Raw genomic sequence first — 15936 nt, 5'->3', positions numbered from 1 at the left:
ACGACTCAAGATGAATTTTTCCAAGTTCTTCATTTCGCGGCCGATCTTCGCAGCGGTGCTGTCGCTGTTGATCCTGATCGCCGGTGCAATCTCGCTGTTCCAACTGCCCATCAGCGAATACCCGGAAGTGGTACCGCCGACCGTGGTGGTACGCGCCAACTTCCCCGGTGCCAACCCTAAAGTCATCGGCGAAACCGTGGCGGCTCCGCTGGAGCAAGCCATTACCGGCGTCGAGAACATGTTGTACATGTCCTCGCAGTCGACCGCCGACGGCAAGCTGACCCTGACCATCACCTTCGCCCTGGGCACCGACCTGGACAACGCGCAGGTGCAGGTGCAAAACCGGGTGACGCGGACTCAGCCAAAACTGCCTGAGGAAGTAACGCGCATCGGTATCACCGTGGACAAGGCCTCTCCCGACCTGACCATGGTGGTGCACTTGACCTCCCCGGATCAGCGTTACGACATGCTGTACCTGTCCAACTACGCGATCCTCAATATCAAGGATGAGCTGGCCCGCCTGGGCGGCGTCGGCGACGTGCAGTTGTTCGGCATGGGCGACTACTCGCTGCGCGTCTGGCTGGACCCGAACAAGACCGCTTCGCGCAACCTGACCGCAACCGATGTGGTCAACGCGATCCGCGAACAGAACCGCCAGGTGGCCGCCGGTGCCCTGGGCGCCCAGCCGGCGCCGAGTGACACCAGCTTCCAGTTGTCGGTCAATACCCAGGGCCGCCTCGTCACCGAGGAAGAGTTCGAGAACATTGTGATTCGCGCCGGCGCCAACGGTGAAATCACCCGCCTGAAGGACATCGCCCGGGTCGAGCTGGGCTCCAGCCAATATGCGCTGCGCTCGCTGATCGATAACCAGCCTGCCGTCGCGATTCCGATTTTCCAGCGGCCAGGCTCCAACGCCATCGATATCTCCAACGATGTGCGCGCCAAGATGGCCGAGCTGAAAAAGGGCTTCCCGGCCGGCATGGATTACCGCATCGCCTATGATCCTACGATCTTTGTACGCGGCTCCATCGAAGCGGTGGTGCATACCCTGTTCGAAGCGCTGATCCTCGTGGTGCTGGTGGTGATCCTGTTCCTGCAGACCTGGCGCGCCTCGATCATTCCATTGGTGGCGGTGCCGGTGTCGTTGATCGGTACGTTTGCGGTGATGCACCTGTTCGGGTTCTCACTCAATGCCTTGTCGCTGTTCGGTTTGGTACTGGCCATCGGCATCGTGGTGGACGACGCCATCGTGGTGGTGGAGAACGTCGAACGTAATATCGAACTGGGCCTGGAGCCGTTCCCGGCCACCGAAAAAGCCATGCGTGAAGTGACCGGCCCGATCGTCGCCACGGCGCTGGTGCTGTGTGCGGTGTTCATTCCGGCCGCCTTTATCAGTGGCTTGACCGGGCAGTTCTACAAACAGTTCGCCTTGACCATTGCCATCTCGACGGTGATCTCGGCATTCAACTCGTTGACGCTGTCCCCTGCCCTGGCGGCCGTGTTACTGCGCGCCCATGACGCACCGAAGGACCGTTTCTCGAAGGTCCTCGACAAGATCTTCGGCGGCTGGCTGTTCCGTCCCTTCAACCGCTTTTTCGAAAAGGCCAGCCATGGCTACGTCGGTACCGTGCGCCGGGTGATTCGCGGCACGGGTATCGCCCTGTTCGTGTACGCCGGCCTGATGGTGCTGACATTCTTCGGGTTTGCCCACACGCCGACCGGTTTCGTACCGGCCCAGGACAAGCAATACCTGGTGGCCTTCGCCCAACTGCCCGACGCCGCGAGCCTGGACCGTACCGAAAGCGTGATGAAACGCATGTCGGACATCGCTTTGAAGCAACCCGGCGTGGAAAGCGCGATTGCGTTCCCCGGCCTTTCGATCAACGGTTTCACCAACAGCCCGAACAGCGGCATCGTGTTCGTGACCCTGAAGCCGTTCGACGAGCGTAAAGACGCGAGCATGTCAGCGGGTGCGATTGCCGGTGCGCTGAACGGCCAGTACGCCAGTATCGAAGAAGCCTATATGGCGATCTTCCCGCCGCCGCCGGTACAAGGCCTGGGCACGATCGGCGGGTTCCGCCTGCAGATCGAAGACCGTGGCAACCTCGGCTATGACGAGCTGTACAAAGAAGTGCAGAACGTCATCACCAAAAGCCACGGCGTGCCTGAGCTGTTCGGCCTGTTCACCAGCTACACAGTCAACGTGCCGCAGGTCGATGCCGCCATCGACCGTGAAAAGGCCAAGACCCACGGCGTGGCAATCAGCGACATCTTCGACACACTGCAGGTCTACCTGGGTTCGTTGTACGCCAACGACTTCAACCGCTTCGGGCGTACCTATCAGGTCAACGTGCAGGCCGAGCAACAGTTCCGCCAGGACTCCGACCAGATCGGCCAGCTGAAAGTGCGTAACAACAAAGGCGAGATGATCCCGCTGGCGACCTTCATCAAGGTCAGCGACACCTCGGGCCCGGACCGCGTGATGCACTACAACGGCTTTATCACCGCTGAAATCAACGGCAACGCCGCACCGGGCTACAGCTCCGGCCAGGCGCAGGCCGCGATTGAAAAACTGCTCAAGGATGAACTGCCCAACGGCATGACCTACGAGTGGACCGACCTGACCTATCAGCAAATCCTCTCGGGCAACACCGCGCTGTTTGTGTTCCCGCTCTGCGTATTGCTGGCGTTCCTGGTACTGGCCGCCCAATACGAAAGCTGGAGCCTGCCATTGGCGGTGATCCTGATCGTACCGATGACGCTGCTGTCGGCCATCACCGGGGTGATCATCTCCGGCGGCGACAACAACATCTTTACCCAGATCGGCTTGATCGTACTGGTGGGCCTGGCCTGCAAGAACGCGATCCTGATCGTCGAGTTCGCCAAGGATAAACAGCAGGAAGGCCTCGACCCGCTCGCTGCGGTACTGGAAGCCTGCCGCTTGCGTCTGCGGCCGATCCTGATGACTTCGTTCGCCTTCATCATGGGTGTGGTGCCACTGGTGTTGTCCAGCGGTGCCGGTGCCGAGATGCGGCATGCCATGGGCGTGGCGGTGTTCTCCGGGATGATCGGGGTGACCTTCTTCGGTCTGTTGCTGACGCCGGTGTTCTACGTACTGATCCGTCGCTATGTGGAGCGCAGCGAAGCACGCAAAGCGGCCAAGGCCTTGAAGCTGGAGACACAGCAATGAGCGTGAAAGTATTCCTGCCGAGCTTGCTGGTACTGGCGCTGAGCGCCTGTGCCGTGGGCCCGGACTACAAAGCCCAGACCCCGGAAGCGGCCAACATCACGGCCGCCGCCGATGCCAAGCAATATGACCATGCCAGGTTCGAAGGCATCTGGTGGCAGCAGTTCGAGGACCCGACCCTCAACCAGTTGGTCACCCAGTCGCTGCAGGGCAACCGCGACTTGCGCGTCGCCTTTGCCCGTCTGCGGGCGTCCCGTGCGATCCGCGATGACGCCAGCAACGACGCCATGCCGACCATCACCAGCCGCGTCAGCAGTGACCAGGGCAAGGGCCAGATTCCCGGCCAGACCACCCGCCGCGTCAAGACCGAGCGCTACGACCTCGGCCTGGACATGGCCTGGGAACTGGACCTGTTCGGTCGCATCCAGCGCAACCTGGAAGCCACCGACGCCGACCAGCAGGCCGCCGAGGCGGACTTGTACCAGCTGCAAGTCACCATGATCGCTGAACTGGTGGACGCCTACGGCCAACTGCGTGGCGCGCAACTGCGTGAACGCATTGCCCTGGACAACCTGAAAAACCAGCAGGACTCCCGCGGCATCACCGTCAGCCTGCGCGATGCCGGCGTGGGCGACCAACTCGACGTCGAACGCGCCGATGCGCGCCTTGCGTCGGTGGAAGCCAGCGTGCCGCAACTGCAGGCCGAGCAAGTGCGCGAGCGTAACCGCATCGCCACCCTCCTCGGCCAGCGTCCCGACAAACTCAGCGTGGACCTGAGCCCGAAAGACCTGCCGGCGATTGCCAAGGCGCTGCCGATCGGCGACCCGGGGCAACTGCTGCAACGGCGCCCGGACATCCTCAGCGCCGAGCGCAAACTGGCGGCCGCCACCGCACGCATCGGCGTGGCCAAGGCCGACCTGTTCCCACGGGTCAGCCTCAGCGGCTTCCTCGGCTTCACCGCCGGGCGCGGCTCGCAGATCGGCTCGTCCGCCGCCAATGCCTGGGCCCTTGGCCCGAGCATCACCTGGGCTGCCTTCGATCTCGGCAGCGTGCGCGCCCGCTTGCGCGGCGCGGACGCCGAAGCCGATGGCGCCCTGGCGAACTACGAACAGCAAGTGCTGTTGGCCCTGGAAGAATCTGAAAACGCCTTCAGTGACTACGGCAAGCGTCAGCAACGCCTGGTCTCGCTGATCCGCCAAAGCGAATCCAGCCGCGCCGCCGCCGACCTGGCCGCGATCCGCTACCGCGAAGGCACCGTGGACTTCCTGGTCCTGCTCGACGCCCAACGCGAACGCCTGGCCGCCGAAGACTCCCAGGCCCAGGCCGAAGTGGATCTGTATCGCGGCATCGTTGCGATCTACAAGGCGCTGGGAGGTGGCTGGCAGCCGGATACGGTGGTCGCTACCGCCAAGTGATGTAAAGAGCTCCTTTGGTTGGTCGCATCCAGCCAATTTTTAGCCCTGCGATTCATTCGGTTGCGGGGCTTTTTTTTGCCCGGTTATCAGTGAGTCAAACAGTTTTTGCCTGTTGGTAATCCTTATCCGTCAGACACTTCCCAAATTTCCAAATGTCTTAAATATCATTCAAAAGAGGTCGATAACGGGACGTACCCTTCATCTATAAGGAAACGAACATGGACATGAGAGTGACAATACCTAATGTACTTTCCAAACAGACGGATGCGTTCGTCATCAAGAACCCGGAAAAGGTCACGAATGCGTTCACAATCACGGAAGAGTCAAACGCCGTTGACGAACTGCGAATGTGGCGGCAAGGTGAGCTAGCGGATTTGAAAGAGTTTTTGAAGAAGTATGATATGACGTCTATCAGCACCGATGAGCTTAAGCAGGTGGGGAGGCGGTTGTTCGATAGTAAAGTAATCGATGAGCAGGCTTTCCTGATTTTCATTTCCGGAGATGGCGCCTCTGACGCCACCGGCAAACAAACGAACACGCATGTAAAATTCAATGCAATTGCGCTGTTCGACGAAAAGCTGGAGGGCTACCTTGCATTTGTAAAAAGCAACCCAGACGTAGGCCGCTCACAGGGCATTCCGGAATATATACAGGGCATGTTTGACGCCAATCGTGCCATTAATGCCCTCGCGTATTTCGCAAATTCGTCAAAACATGATTTGTCGGTGGAGGAGCGGGCCTGATAATGAAGCAACAAGAAGGTAGCAGCGTGCCAGGGCTCTGACACACTGCTATCACTGCTGCCTAGCGTCCGTATCTGACAGTTCCGGAAAAGGCCTTCAAGCCGGTATCAGGATTGTGCGCCCTGACTCTATATGTACCGAGAGGCCCCAGCCAAGACACCCGAGGAGACAAAGGATTGGCCGCAACCTTCGTCCAAGAGGAGCCGACTTCACGCTCGATGGATATCTGGGGAGCTCTCCCCGCACCCGCCGCTGAAATCACTGCCTCAATATTCGCATTAGAACATCCATTACTACCCGTTATTACGAACGGCCCATGTACGGTAACTTCAGTTTCCGGCTCTACTGTCCCGCTAAAACTCTCCGAGATATTCAAGCACAGTGCAGATGCCTGAGCGGATACCAATATCAACGCTGCAAAAGGTAATGCAATAAAACGACTCATAAGCTCACCCTACGTAGGTTGGTTAATAACTCAACGCGTACGGCTTACCCAACTTTGGCTTCGCACCATTATCTGTAATTTGCGCATAACCACAAAGTAAGACCGTGGTTAAAACGGTGCACGATTTGTTGTTCCAAGTATGCCAGTCACATCCTAAAAACAAGAAGGACCGCTCTGTCATACCAAGGAGTAGGAATTAGTCAGTTATTTCCTAGTCCCGCACCAGCGCTATGTGTGCGGCGTTGATCGTTCCCACGCTCCGCGTGGCAATGCATCCCGTGACGCTCCGCGTCACCATTGCGCAAGTGCCTGAGTTTTCGCTGAAAGCGGACGCGGAGCGTCCCGGGTGGCATCCCCACGCAGAGCGTGGGAACGATCATTGTTCTACGTTGCGTCGTTAAGAATCAAACTCCGATAATGCCCCGGATTCGACCCGCTCCACTTACGAAACGCCTTATAAAACGAGCTCGTATCGGCAAACCCCAACCGCTCGGCAATCTGGGCGAAGCTGATCTGCGGTTCAGCCAGCCACACAATCGCCAGTTCCTTGCGCACGCTGTCCTTGAGGCCCTGGTAGGTCTGGCCTTCTTCCGCCAGGCGGCGGCGCAGGGTGGATGCGGAGATACACAGGGTGGCCGCAAGGCCGTCGGTCTCCGGCCAGGTGTGTGGGGGCATGTGGCGCAGGTCATGCTTGATGCGGCTGGCAAGGCTTTGCGGGTCGCGGTATTTGACCAGGATATTCGCCGGCGCGTGGCTGAGGAAACGCTGCAATTCCTGTGGGGTTCGTTTGATCGGCAGGTCCAGGCACTCGGCGGAAAAAATCATGCGGGTGCGTGGCCGATCAAAGCGCAGGTTGTCGGAAAACATCACTTGGTAATCATCACAAAAGTCCGGCCGTGCGCAGCGCAATTCGATGGCCAGGATCGGGATGCGCCGCCCCGCCAGCCAGCAGGCGACGCCGTGGACGATCATCCAGTAAGTGAAATAGGTGAACGCGCGCTTGGGCTCGGGCTCCGGTTCGAGCAACACGATTTCCGCCAGGCTTTGTTGGCGCACCAACTGGGCAGGCAGGCGCTCAAACATCAGTGAAAGAAAATCCAGGCCGGTTTCCAGGCCGGCCACCAGGCTCGGTTGTGCCATAGCAGCACGACAGAGGAACGCCAAGCTGCCGGATTTGAGCTTGCGCGGGTCCATGCCAAAAAACTCGTCATCACTGCGCCGTGCGAGCAAACGCCACAAGCGCGCATAAGCGGTGGCGGCCACGCGTGCACCGGGCTGTTCCAGCAGCGCAGGGTCAATCCCGACTTTGCTCAACGCCTCGACGGTGGCCGCGCCCGGCGCACAGCTCTGCAGCAGGGCTTCGCGCACGAGGTGGATAGAGATGGTGTCTTTTTCCGACATGGGCTGTTAGGCAATCCGGCTGCGGTTCGGGTGGCCTGCATGATAAGGGCGGTTGCGCTTCGCCACCACCGTTCAGCCCACGTTCAGCAAAGGTCAATATTTCTTGTTTGGCAATGAGTATCATTATGTTACAACTTAGCCTCCTATCTAGTTACGCCCTGGTGCCCGATGCTTGTTCCCTTTTTAATCATGCTGCGCGAAGGCATTGAAGCGGCGTTGATCGTCGGCATCATCGCCAGCTACCTGCAACAGACCGGGCGCGGTCAATGGATGCCCGCTGTATGGATCGGTGTGTTTCTCGCAGCTGCGCTGGCCCTGCTGGTGGGCGGCGGGCTGGAACTGGTCAGTGCCGAATTCCCGCAGAAACAGCAGGAATTGTTCGAAGGCATCGTCGGACTGGTCGCGGTGGGCATTCTCAGTTCCATGGTGTTCTGGATGCGCAAGGTGGCGCGCTCGATCAAACATTCGCTGCATGCGTCCCTCGACCACGCATTGGCCGGCTCGCGGCATCAAGTCTTCGCGCTGATCGCCATGGTGTTCTTCGCCGTGGCCCGCGAAGGGTTGGAAACGGTGTTCTTTCTGCTCGCCGTGTTCCAGCAGAGCGAGGGCCCGGGTGCACCTATCGGCGCCCTGCTCGGCCTGATCCTGGCGATCATCGTCGGTTTCCTGATCTACACCGGCAGCATGCGCCTGAACCTCGGTGCGTTTTTCCGCTGGACCGGCCTGTTCATCCTCGTGGTGGCGGCCGGCATTCTCGCCAACTCGGTGCAAGCCTTGCACGAAGCGGGCGTGTGGAATCACCTGCAGACCGTGCTGTTCGATTTCAGCGCCGCGCTGCCCATGGACAGCCCGCTGGGCTCAGTGCTTGCCGGTATGTTCGGTTATCAGGAAGCGCCGACCGTCAGCACCCTCGGCGCCTATCTGATTTACCTGGTGGTGGCGCTGGTGATGTTCTTTCTGCCGTCGCCTTCGGCCAAGCCTGTCACCCCCACTTCTTCCGTCTCCAGCCAGTAAGGACCGCCTCTTGTCCAACCCAACCCCTCAACCGGTTCCGTCGTCCCGCGCGCTGCGCTGGGCCGTGGCCGGCTCGGTGGTCGTGATGATCGCCGCCGGTGGCCTGTTCTATTACGCCGCGCAGTTGGCTGCCAGCAAGCGCCAGGCCAACCAGAATGAGATCGCGGTGACCATCCACGGCCACGCTTGCGAGCCCAACGCCCTGACGGTGCCCGCCGGGCGTGCGAGTTTCCGCATCATCAACCGCTCCGACCGCGCGGTGGAATGGGAAATCCTCGACGGCGTCCTGGTCGTCGAAGAGCGGGAAAATATTGCCCCCGGCCTGAGCCAGATGATTAATGCCAATCTGCAGCCCGGCGACTACGCGATCACCTGCGGTCTGCTGAGCAACCCCCGCGGCACCTTGCATGTCACACCGACTGCGCAATCCGAGGCCCAGGCCAAGGCCAAGCCGTCGATGGTGGCGTTTATCGGGCCGCTGTCGGAGTTCCGCGTTTACCTGAGCGGCCAGGGCACTGCACTGGTGAAGGCGGTCACCGCGTTGCAACACGCGATCGATGCCGGCGACCTCGCCCAGGCCCAGGCCCTGTATGTACCGGCCCGCGAAGCCTATCAACGGTTGGCGCCGGCATCGCAACGCCTGGCCGAGCTGGACAACGCGATCAACGCCCGCGCCGATTATTTTGAAAAGCGCGAACAGGACCCGGCCTTCAGCGGCTTCCACCGCCTGGAATATAGCCTGTTTCAGCAGCGCAGCCTCGACGGCCTGGCGCCCGTCGCGCAACGGTTGGCCAACGATGTCAGCGCGCTCAAGCAGCAACTGCTGGCCCAGACCCTGCCACCGGAGCAACTGGTGAGCAGTGTGGTGCGCAACCTCAATAGCCTGGCGGATGTACGCGCCAACAGCGGTGAAGAGGAACGCTACAGCCACATCGACCTCAACGGTTTTGCCGCCAATCTGGAGGTTGCTCACAAGGTCGTCGCGCTGATGCGGCCGCTGTTGGCCAAGTCCGCCGCCGAGCTGCTCCCCACCGTCGACAGCGCCCTCGCCGCCTTTGATGCCGAACTCCAAGGCTTCAAGGTCGACAAGGGCTACGCCACCTATGACAGCGTGAACGCCGATCAGCGCAAGCAGATCGCCGACAAGGCCAAGGCCCTGGCCGCCGTACTCGATGGAATCGACCCCGCCCTTGGCCTTTCCGGCCTGCAGTGAGACGAACGCATACATGAGTGATTCAGCACAATTTGACCTCCAACGTCGCCGTGTCCTGTTCGGCATGGCCGCCACCGGCGCCGCGATTGCCGGTAGCACCCTGACCTGCCCGGCCATGGCTGCGGCCGCCGAGCAAGTCACCACCGCGCCACGCAGTGACAAGACCCAGGACCACCACGCGTTCTTCGGCAAGCACCAGAGCGGCATCGTCACCCCACGTCCCGCCTGCGGCATGCTCGTGGCGTTCGACGTATTGGCCAGTGACCGTGAAGACCTGGAGCGCCTGTTCCGCACCTTGAACGAGCGCATCGCCTTCCTGATGACCGGCGGCACCGTGCCTCAAGTCGACCCGAAACTGCCGCCCACCGACTCCGGCATCCTCGGCCCGGTGGTGACACCGGATAACCTCACCATCACGGTCTCGGTCGGTGAGTCGTTGTTCGATGAACGCTTCGGCCTCGGCGCGGCCAAGCCCAAGCGCCTGACGCGTATGGTCGGTTTCCCCAACGATGCGCTGGAACCTTCGCAGTGCCACGGCGACCTGAGCCTGCAGTTCAGCTCCAACACCCCGGACACCAACATCCACGCCCTGCGCGACATCGTAAAGAACCTGCCCGACCTGCTGCTGGTGCGCTGGAAACAGGAAGGCAGCGTACCGCCCCAGGCGCCGGCCAAACCCGGCGAGCCGGCGCAGAGTGCGCGTAACTTCCTGGGTTTTCGCGATGGTTCGGCCAACCCCAATTCCAACGACGCCAAGGCCATGGACCAGATCGTGTGGGTGCAGCCAGGCAGTGACGAACCGGCCTGGGCGGCCAACGGCAGCTACCAGGCGGTGCGCATCATCCGCAACTTCGTCGAGCGCTGGGACCGTACCCCACTGCAGGAACAGGAAAGCATCATCGGCCGCGTCAAACCCACCGGCGCGCCGATGGATGGCACCAAGGAATCCCAGGTCCCGGACTACAGCAAGGACCCGAAAGGCAAGCTGACCAAGCTCGATGCCCATATCCGCCTGGCCAACCCGCGCACTCCGCAGACCCAGGCCAACCTGATCCTGCGGCGGCCGTTCAACTACTCCAACGGCGTCAATAAAAACGGTCAGCTGGACATGGGGCTGTTGTTCATCTGTTACCAGGCTGACTTGGAGAAAGGCTTTATCAGCGTGCAAACCCGGCTCAACGGCGAGCCCCTGGAGGAATACCTCAAGCCGGTCGGCGGCGGCTATTTCTTCACCTTGCCGGGGGTCACGGGGCCCGACGATTTCATCGGGCGCACGCTGCTTGCGGCAACGCACCCTCAAACCACTGCCTCCACCTAAAACACACTCAGAGCGGATACCGTCCCATGAAGAAGTCGACCCTCGCGTTGTCGTTGCTGATGACCCTTTCGCCACTGTCCGCCTTTGCCGCCACGGCGCCGCTGGACCTGGTCGGTCCGGTGTCGGACTACAAAATCTATGTCACCGAAGAGATCGGTGAATTGGTCACCCAAACCCAGGCCTTCACCGACGCCGTGAAAAAAGGCGACCTGCCCACCGCCCGGAAACTCTATGCGCCGACCCGCGTTCATTATGAATCCATCGAGCCGATCGCCGAGCTGTTCAGCGACCTCGACGCCTCCATCGACTCACGGGTCGACGATCACGAAAAAGGCGTGAAGGCCGAAGACTTCACCGGCTTTCACCGCATCGAATACAGCCTGTTCTCCGAAAACACCACCCAAGGCCTCGACGCCCTCGCCGACAAGCTCAACAGCGACGTGCTGGACCTGAAAACCCGGGTCGACGGCCTGACCTTCCCACCGGAAAAAGTTGTCGGCGGCGCCGCAGCGCTGCTCGAAGAAGTCGCCGCCACCAAGATTTCCGGCGAGGAAGACCGCTACAGCCATACCGACCTGTACGACTTCCAAGGCAACATCGACGGCGCGAAGAAAATCGTTGACCTGTTCCGTGGCCAGATCGAGAAACAAGACAAGGCGTTCCTGGCCAAGGTCGACAAGAACTTTGCCACCGTGGACAAAATCCTGGCCAAGTACAAGACCCCGGACGGCGGTTTTCAGACCTACGACAAGGTCAAGGATAACGACCGCAAGGCCTTGGTGGGTCCGGTCAATACCTTGGCTGAAGACCTGTCGATGCTGCGCGGTAAATTGGGCCTGAACTAAGCCCCCGCGCAAAAAAAACACCCAGGCCCCGTTCGGAGCCTGGGTGTTTTTTTGCCAGGTGTTTTTACAGAATCCGGTAGAGCAACCGCTCGATGCGCACCCGGCTGACCCGGCGCAGGAACTTGCCCACCGCCACCGGGTAATCCACCAGCGTCTGCAGTTGTTGGTAGCCGGCGATGCGCGTGGTGTGTTGGAAAATATGCGCAAGCTCTTGCGCACGCGGTGCCAACCACTGGCCCTGGGGGTCGTCGATCAGCAAGGCGTTTTCCAGGTCGAGCCGGAAAGCCCTGGGGTTGAGGTTATTGCCGGTCAGCAGGGTGTAGCGCTCGTCGACCCACAGGCCTTTGAGGTGGTAGCTGTTGTCACCGTCGTGCCACAGGTGCAGGTTCAACTGGCCGCTGTCGATCATCGGCTGATGGCGCTTGGCAAAGCGGCGCAGGCTGATTTCATACAGATACGGCAACGCCGCGATCACCTTGAAGGGTTCGCTGGGCGGAATGTAGAAGTCGTTGGCGGTCTTGTCGCCGACGATGATGTCGATCTTCACCCCGCGCGCCAGGGCCCGGTTGATCTCGCGCGTCACCGGCAGCGGCAGGTTGAAGTACGGCGTGCAGATAGTCAGTTGCTGCTGGGCGCTGGCGATCAGCTCGAGGATCACCCGGCTGAGCGGGTTGTTTTTGCCGACACCGAGTAACGGGCTGACCTGCAAATGCCCATTGGGCAACTGCCCGGCGCTGGTGTCATACGCCGCATGCTTGAGGCGGCTGCGCAGGTCACCGATGTCGTTGCGCAGACTGCGGGTGGTGGGCGGGTTGGGCAGGTCGAGGCGATGCACCGCCTTGGACGCGACCAGGCCATGTTCCACCAGGTGCTGCATGGAGTCGGCCAGGGCCTGGCTGTGGATCAGGTGATAACGGTCGAAGCGGTACTTGTCGAATTTGTGCAAGTACACGTTGTTCAGGCTGGCGCCGCTGTACAGCACCGTGTCGTCGATCACAAAACCCTTGAGGTGCAGCACGCCGAACAGCTCGCGGGTTTGCACCGGCACGCCGTACACCGGCACTTCACTGGCGTGACCCTGGGTCATGGCCTGGTACCAGGCGCTATTGCCCGGCTGCTTGCCGGCGCCGATCAGGCCACGCTGGGCGCGCAGCCAGTCGACCACCACGACGATGTCCAACGCCGGCCGTGCGGCTTTGGCGGCGTGCAGTGCGTCGTAGATCTCCTGCCCCGCCTCATCCTGCTGCAAGTACAACGCAACGATGTAGATGCGCCGGGTGGCCTGGGGGATTTTTTCCAGCAGGCAACGCCGATAGGCATCGGCGCTGGGCAGCACCTCGATGGCATCGGTGGACAGCGGGAAACCGCGCAGTTTAGGCAACAGGGAGCGTTTGAAGAACGACGGCATAAGGCTCGCAATGGGTCGAATCCGAAGAGGCCCAAAGCTTACACCATGGGGGTGCTCAGGTCTCGTCGCCGCACAGGGAAAAATGCCCATTGACCGAGAAGAACGATCGTTCTACTGTCTGAGGCATGAACGATATGATTCTTAATGAAACCCGCGACATTATTCTCGACGTCACCGAGAAGTTGATTTATCGCCACGGCATCGCCGCCACCGGCATGGACTTGCTGGTGAAAACCGCCGGCGTCTCGAGAAAAAGCATTTATCGCTACTTCAGCAACAAGGATGAGCTGGTGATTGCCGCCCTGCAGCGCCGCGACGAACGCTGGATGCACTGGTTGCGCACCGAAGTGGAGCGCAGTGAGGGCAGTGGCGAGCGCCTGCTGGCGCTGTTCAGCGCGCTGAAAAGCTGGTTCGGCTCGGCGGATTTTCGCGGCTGCGCCTTTATCAATACCAGTGGCGAAACCGGCAACGCGCAAGCCCCGGTACGCCTGCTGGCCAAGGCCCACAAACAGAAACTGTTCGAGTACGCACTTGAACTGTGTCAAGCACATGGCACCCCCGACCCGGAGCGGCAGGCCGCGCAGCTGCTGATCCTGATCGATGGTGCCATTACCGTTGCCCTGGTGATGGGCGATTCAACGGCTGCCGATACTGCGCAAGCGATGGCGCGGACCCTATTGGGGCTTTGAACTACTGTCGATGCACTTTCATAACTTTTCAGGAGCCGTTCCATGTCCTCTAACCCAGAAGTCCGCCCACCGCTGCCGCCCTTTACCCGCGAGTCGGCCATTGAAAAAGTGCGCCTGGCCGAAGACGGCTGGAACTCACGCGACCCACAACGGGTGTCACTGGCTTACACGCTGGATACCCAGTGGCGCAACCGCGCCGAGTTCGCCCATAACCGCGAAGAGGCCAAGGGCTTCCTCACGCGCAAATGGGCCAAAGAGCTGGATTACCGACTGATCAAAGAACTATGGGCCTTCACCGGCAACCGCATCGCCGTGCGCTATGCCTATGAGTGGCACGATGACTCCGGTAACTGGTTTCGTTCGTACGGTAATGAAAACTGGGAGTTTGACGAAAACGGCCTGATGGCCAATCGTTTTGCCTGCATCAACGATTTGCCGATCAAAGAAAGTGAACGCAAGTTCCACTGGCCGCTGGGACGGCGTCCGGATGCTCATCCGGGGTTGTCCGAATTAAGTCTGTAGCCCGATCGTTCCCACGCTCTGCGTGGGAATGCCTCCCGGGACGCTCCGCGTCCCTAATACGCACAGGTGACGCGGAGCGTCAGGGGCTGCATTCCCACGCGGGAGCGTGGGAACGATCCGCGCGGCTGTTACTCAGTCCTGATTCAGCCCAACTCGATACAGCACCCCATCATCCTCATCCGTGAGCACATACAGATAGCCATCCGGCCCCTGCCGCACATCGCGAATCCGCGCGTTCAAATCACCCAGCAGACGTTCTTCATGGACGACCTTGTCGCCATCGAACTGCAGCCGGATCAGTTCCTTGCTGGCCAGCGCGCCGATAAATAGGTTGTGCTGCCAGGCCTTGAAACGGTCGGCGTCGTAGAACGCCATACCACTGATCGCCGGTGACTTCTCCCACACATGGTGCGGTGCCACGGTGCCTTCGGCGGTCTTGCCCTTGGCCTCGGGGATCGGCGTGAGGGAATAGTTGATGCCGTGCGTCGCCAACGGCCAGCCGTAGTTCTTGCCGCGTTCGATGATGTTGATTTCATCACCGCCCCGTGGCCCATGTTCGTTTTCCCAGATCGTCCCGCTCCAGGGGTTCAACGCCAGGCCCTGTGGGTTGCGTTGGCCGTAGGACCAGATCTCGGGGCGTACCCCAGGCTGGCCAACAAACGGGTTGTCGTCGGGCACGCGACCATCCGGATAAATGCGTACGACTTTACCTTGCAGCTTGTCCAGGTCCTGGGCGGTGGGCCGCACATTGTTTTCGCCCAGGGTCACGAACAGGTAGCCGTCACGGTCAAACGCCAGGCGCGAGCCGAAGTGGTTGCCGGTAGACAGCTTGGGCTCCTGGCGCAGGATCACCGTGAAGTCCTTCAAGCCGCTCAAGTCATCGGCCAGGCGCCCTCGCCCCACGGCGGTCCCGGCCTTGCCATCCTCGCCGCCTCCTTCGGCGTACGACAGGTAGACCATGCGGTCTTGCTTGAAGTCAGGCGACAGCACCACATCAAGCAAACCGCCCTGCCCCTTGGCCCACACCTGGGGCACGCCGGTCAACGGCGCGGACAGCTTGCCGTCCTGGCTGACAAAGCGCAGCTGGCCGGGCAATTCGGTCACCAGGAAACCTTGCCTGTCCGGCAGGAATGCCACTGCCCAGGGGCGATTCAGGCCCTTGGCGACGGGCGTCGCAGTGATGCTGCCTTGTTCACTGGGAAACTGTTGGGCATCGGCAGCTTGAACCGCAGCCATTGGCAGCAGCGTGGTTGCGCAAAGAGCGGCTAGCAGGGTTTTGCGTAGAAACATAAGACGGATCCTTACCGGCGATTGCCGTTGGCATCATAGGTGGGAGCTTTGGTTTCGGTGTTCGGGCGACTGGGCGCGGCGTCACGTTTGGGATAACTGTTGCCGATCCCGCTGTTTTCCACGGTAGGCCGAGGTTGGGTCGGCGCGGTCTGGATGCCGCGAACGGCCGGCGCATTGGGCTGGGTGCCCTGCATGCTGTTGGGGTTGGCCCGGTGGATAGGGCTGTTGTTGGAGTCGTAACGACCCGGCAGGTTCTGCGCCTGGGCCAGTGGAGCCAGGGCCAGGCTCGATGCCAGCACTGCAACCAGCGCTGCAAGATGACGCACATAACGGTTCATGACGATGCCTCTCTATGCCGAGGAGTACGTGCTTTCGATAACACGCTACCCCAGGGGTTCGTCTGGCGACATTAAATAGTTGCTCATCAGGTGTAACACGATCTGTCC

13 protein-coding genes are annotated in these 15936 nt (G+C 60.8%); 9 read left to right on the top strand and 4 right to left on the bottom strand.

Annotated elements, in window-relative coordinates; all coding sequences use genetic code 11:
- The first annotated feature begins 10 nt into the window (after nt 1–10).
- The 3 genes from C4J86_RS12650 to C4J86_RS12640 all read left to right on the top strand — a co-directional run bounded on the left by C4J86_RS12650 (nt 11) and on the right by C4J86_RS12640 (nt 5345).
- Nucleotides 11–3190, top strand: coding sequence for an efflux RND transporter permease subunit (locus tag C4J86_RS12650; RefSeq protein ID WP_124370630.1), 3180 nt, complete (start codon nt 11–13; stop codon nt 3188–3190).
- A complete protein-coding gene (locus C4J86_RS12645; RefSeq protein ID WP_124362754.1) occupies nt 3187–4602 on the top strand; it encodes an efflux transporter outer membrane subunit in 1416 nt (471 codons plus the stop codon). Before C4J86_RS12650 ends, C4J86_RS12645 begins: the two co-directional genes overlap by 4 nt.
- A 218-nt stretch (nt 4603–4820) precedes the next feature.
- Nucleotides 4821–5345 (top strand): hypothetical protein, encoded by a 525-nt coding sequence (locus tag C4J86_RS12640; protein WP_124370629.1) that lies wholly within the window; start codon nt 4821–4823, stop codon nt 5343–5345.
- 829 nt (nt 5346–6174) lie between these two features.
- Here C4J86_RS12640 and C4J86_RS12635 read toward each other — a convergent pair.
- A complete protein-coding gene (locus C4J86_RS12635) occupies nt 6175–7191 on the bottom strand; it encodes an AraC family transcriptional regulator (RefSeq protein WP_124370628.1) in 1017 nt (338 codons plus the stop codon).
- A 168-nt stretch (nt 7192–7359) separates the two neighbouring features.
- On the opposite strand from C4J86_RS12635, the gene efeU reads away from it, so the two are divergent.
- Genes efeU through efeO (C4J86_RS12615) form a run of 4 tightly spaced genes read left to right on the top strand, consistent with a single transcriptional unit; the run spans nt 7360 to nt 11581 of the window.
- Entirely contained in the window at nt 7360–8205 is an 846-nt protein-coding gene (gene efeU / locus C4J86_RS12630; RefSeq protein WP_124370627.1) for an iron uptake transporter permease EfeU, read from the top strand.
- A 10-nt stretch (nt 8206–8215) separates the two neighbouring features.
- The gene (gene efeO / locus C4J86_RS12625; RefSeq protein ID WP_124370626.1) at nt 8216–9418 is read left to right on the top strand and encodes an iron uptake system protein EfeO; all 1203 of its coding nucleotides are present in this window, start codon (nt 8216–8218) and stop codon (nt 9416–9418) included.
- Nucleotides 9419–9431: 13 nt separating this feature from the next.
- Nucleotides 9432–10736, top strand: coding sequence for an iron uptake transporter deferrochelatase/peroxidase subunit (efeB, locus tag C4J86_RS12620; protein WP_124370625.1), 1305 nt, complete (start codon nt 9432–9434; stop codon nt 10734–10736).
- A gap of 26 nt (nt 10737–10762) precedes the next feature.
- Nucleotides 10763–11581, top strand: coding sequence for an iron uptake system protein EfeO (gene efeO / locus C4J86_RS12615; RefSeq protein WP_124370624.1), 819 nt, complete (start codon nt 10763–10765; stop codon nt 11579–11581).
- A 64-nt stretch (nt 11582–11645) separates the two neighbouring features.
- Here efeO (C4J86_RS12615) and pssA read toward each other — a convergent pair whose 3' ends face one another.
- Nucleotides 11646–12989: a CDP-diacylglycerol--serine O-phosphatidyltransferase gene (gene pssA, locus C4J86_RS12610; RefSeq protein WP_124370623.1), complete on the bottom strand. Its 1344-nt coding sequence runs from the start codon at nt 12987–12989 to the stop codon at nt 11646–11648.
- A gap of 125 nt (nt 12990–13114) precedes the next feature.
- On the opposite strand from pssA, the gene C4J86_RS12605 reads away from it, so the two are divergent.
- Nucleotides 13115–13678 carry a TetR/AcrR family transcriptional regulator gene (locus C4J86_RS12605; RefSeq protein ID WP_124370622.1) on the top strand — a complete coding sequence of 188 codons (564 nt, stop codon included), beginning with the start codon at nt 13115–13117 and terminating at the stop codon, nt 13676–13678.
- Between the two features lie 42 nt (nt 13679–13720).
- Complete coding sequence (locus C4J86_RS12600; protein ID WP_124370621.1) at nt 13721–14200, top strand: nuclear transport factor 2 family protein; 480 nt, start codon at nt 13721–13723, stop codon at nt 14198–14200.
- A 132-nt stretch (nt 14201–14332) separates the two neighbouring features.
- Here C4J86_RS12600 and C4J86_RS12595 read toward each other — a convergent pair whose 3' ends face one another.
- Both C4J86_RS12595 and C4J86_RS12590 read right to left on the bottom strand, forming a co-directional pair.
- Complete coding sequence (locus tag C4J86_RS12595; protein ID WP_124370620.1) at nt 14333–15490, bottom strand: PQQ-dependent sugar dehydrogenase; 1158 nt, start codon at nt 15488–15490, stop codon at nt 14333–14335.
- An 11-nt stretch (nt 15491–15501) separates the two neighbouring features.
- On the bottom strand, nt 15502–15828 hold the full coding sequence (locus C4J86_RS12590) for a hypothetical protein (RefSeq protein WP_124370619.1): 327 nt from the start codon (nt 15826–15828) through the stop codon (nt 15502–15504).
- Between the last annotated feature and the right edge of the window lie 108 nt (nt 15829–15936).

Origin of the sequence: Pseudomonas sp. R2-7-07 (assembly GCF_003852355.1) — a bacterium.
Lineage (GTDB): Bacteria > Pseudomonadota > Gammaproteobacteria > Pseudomonadales > Pseudomonadaceae > Aquipseudomonas.
Note: the sequence above shows the minus strand (reverse complement) of the source record. Positions and strands in the feature narration are given on the sequence as shown.